The sequence below is a fragment of the Candidatus Binatia bacterium genome, from assembly GCA_036382395.1.
GTDB lineage: Bacteria > Desulfobacterota > Binatia > HRBIN30 > HRBIN30 > JAGDMS01.
On sequence record DASVHW010000149.1, the window covers coordinates 1 to 2,684 of the forward strand.

3 protein-coding genes are annotated in these 2,684 nt (G+C 61.0%); all 3 read right to left on the bottom strand.

Annotation, left to right across the window (positions count from 1 at the left end):
* The coding region (locus VF515_06875; GenBank protein ID HEX7407359.1) for an NADP-dependent oxidoreductase at positions 1-735 on the bottom strand (735 nt) is incomplete at its 3' end.
* Positions 736-751: 16 nt separating this feature from the next.
* A complete protein-coding gene (locus VF515_06880; protein HEX7407360.1) occupies positions 752-2,134 on the bottom strand; it encodes an NAD-dependent succinate-semialdehyde dehydrogenase in 1,383 nt (460 codons plus the stop codon).
* Between the two features lie 92 nt (positions 2,135-2,226).
* The coding region (gene wrbA / locus VF515_06885) for an NAD(P)H:quinone oxidoreductase (protein ID HEX7407361.1) at positions 2,227-2,684 on the bottom strand (458 nt) is incomplete at its 5' end.

Sequence of the window (2,684 nt, forward strand, 5' to 3'; positions counted from 1 at the left end):
GCCACAGGCGATGATCCTGCCATGCACACGCAGTGCCGAGAGCGCAGCGTCGAGGGTGTCGCCTCCGACATTATCGAAATACACATCGATGCCACCGGGGGCCTCCAGATTCAACTGTTCGAGCACCGGACCGGCTTTGTAATTGAAGGCGCCGTCAAATCCACACTCCTCCCGCAGAAACCGGACCTTTTCCGCCGAACCGGCTGAGCCAACAACACGGCACCGGCGCAACTTCGCCAGTTGTCCGGCCACATTGCCCACTGCGCCGGCAGCCCCGGAGATGAAGATGATGTCCCCGGCTTTGACGTCCACCAAATTCAGCCCGGCCCATGCGGTCATGCCGGTCATTCCCAGAGCGCCCAGGTAGACCGAGAGCGGCTGAATCTCGCGGTTCACTGGATGCAACTCTTTCGGCGAAGCGATGAAGTATTCCCGCCAGCCACGACTGGAAGTAACGGCATCGCCCACCCGGAATTCGTTGGCGCGTGATTCGACGACCTCACCCACTGCGCCGCCGTCCAACGGTTTGCCCAACTCAAATGGCGGCACGTACGATTGCCCCTCGTTCATGCGGCCGCGCATATAGGGATCCACCGACATGAAGAGGTTGCGAACCAGCACCTCCCCATCCTGCAGCGGCTCCAGTTCGGTCCGCACCAGGGTGAAGTTAGTCGCGGCAGGGATCCCCTCGGGGCGGGACGCCAACCGAACCTCATGACTCGTGAGTTTTGACATGTTAGAAGAGCTCTTTCTATGCCGGTGCGTCGATCGAAGCGACGCGAACCAGTTTCTTATTCACGAACTCCTGGATTCCCATGCTGGAGAGCTCGCGCCCGTAGCCGGAGTCTTTGATGCCGCCGAACGGCAGGTCCGGCGTCGTCCAGGTCGGGTGGTTGACGAATACCATGCCCGCGTCGATGCGGCTCGCCACGCGTTTGCCGCGCGCAATATCCTTGGTGAAGACTGATCCGCCCAACCCAAAATCGGAGTCATTGGCCAGCGCCACGGCCTCGTCCTCGTTGTTGACCCGGAACAGGAGCGCGACAGGCCCGAAAAGTTCCTCCCTGTACGCGGGATTGCCGGGCTTGATGTTCGCTAGAATCGTCGGCTGCATGAACGATCCCGGCCGATCGATTCGCTTGCCACCCATGACCAAAGTCGCACCCTCGGCGAGGGCTCGTTTGACCTGATCCAGCAGTTGTACCAGGGCCCCTTCCGTGGACAGGGGGCCGAGCGTCGTCGTCTCGTCCAGCGGGTTTCCTGGCGTGAGGGCTGCCAGGGCTGTCTGAAATTTGTCGAGAAAGCGGTCGGCCAATTCTTCGACGACGATGAATCGCTTCGCCGCGACGCAGCATTGGCCCATGTTGTTCATCTTGGCCCAGACCGCCCACTTGACCGTCTGGTCGAGGTCCGCGTCCTCAAGCACGATGAAGGCGTCGCTCCCGCCAAGCTCCATCGTCGACTTCTTGAGGTTTTGTCCAGCTCGGGCGGCAACCAGTCTTCCCGCTTCGACGCTGCCCGTCAACGCGACGCCCTTGATCCGGGGATCGTCGATCACTTGAGTGACCTGGTCATGAGAGATCAACAGGTTGGTGTACGCGCCCACCGGCGCACCCGCTTCAAGCCACAGCTTCTCAAAAGCGATGGCGCATTGCGGAACACACCCTGCGTGCTTCACCATGACGACATTGCCCGCCATCAGGTTGGGCGCGGCAAAACGCGCGAGCTGGTAGTAGGGAAAGTTCCACGGTTGGACGCCGAACAGCACGCCGAACGGGCTACTTTCGATCTCAGCTTCGCCCGAACCCGGCTCGAGGTGTTGTGGTGCGAGGAAGCGCTCGGCGTTCTTGGCATAGTAGTCGAAGATGTCCGCGCTGAGCACCACTTCGCCCCGGGCTTGGTCGATGAGCTTACCCATCTCGAGCGTCATTGGGCGAGCAAACTCGTCGGTGCGAGCGCGCATAATGGCGGCGGCTTTTGTGACCACGGCCGCCCGCCCGGCGAAAGTCGTGTGCCGCCAGTTCTCGAAGCAGGTCGCAGCGTTTCCAAGCGCCGTCTCAAGTTGGTTGTCGGTGAGTTCCTTGAACGTTTTCAGAATCTTGCCGTCATAGGGGTTGACGCTTTGGTAAGCCATCGAGTTTGTCCTCTATTGAATCCGCGTCTTCTTGTCACTTTGGCGGGCATCAGCTCACACGCAAACGCCAGGTATGAAAATGCGAGCCCGAGTCATCTGCCGGCCAATTTCTTCGCAATTTGGGTGACGTGGCGGCCCTGGAACCGCGCGATAGCTAGCTCGTTCTCGCTCGGTACCCGCTTTCCGTCAGCTCCGGCCAGCGTGCCGGCGCCGTATGGCGAGCCGCCAGTGATCTCCGCCATATTCAGCAGGCGAGTCTCGCTATACGGAACGCCTACGATCACCATGCCGTGATGCAGCAGGGTACTGTGGAAACTGGTGATCGTGGTCTCTTGGCCACCGTGCTGGGTGGCGGTGGACGTGAAAACGCTGCCGACCTTGCCGACGAGAGCCCCGCTGAGCCAGAGTTGCCCTGTCTGGTCCAGAAAGTTCCGCATCTGCGCGCACATGTTGCCGAATCGGGTTGGCGTGCCGAAGATAATGGCATCGGCTTCGGCAAGCTGGCCAGGCGTGGCAATTGGAACGTGCCCGAAGGCGGAGCGCGCTGCCT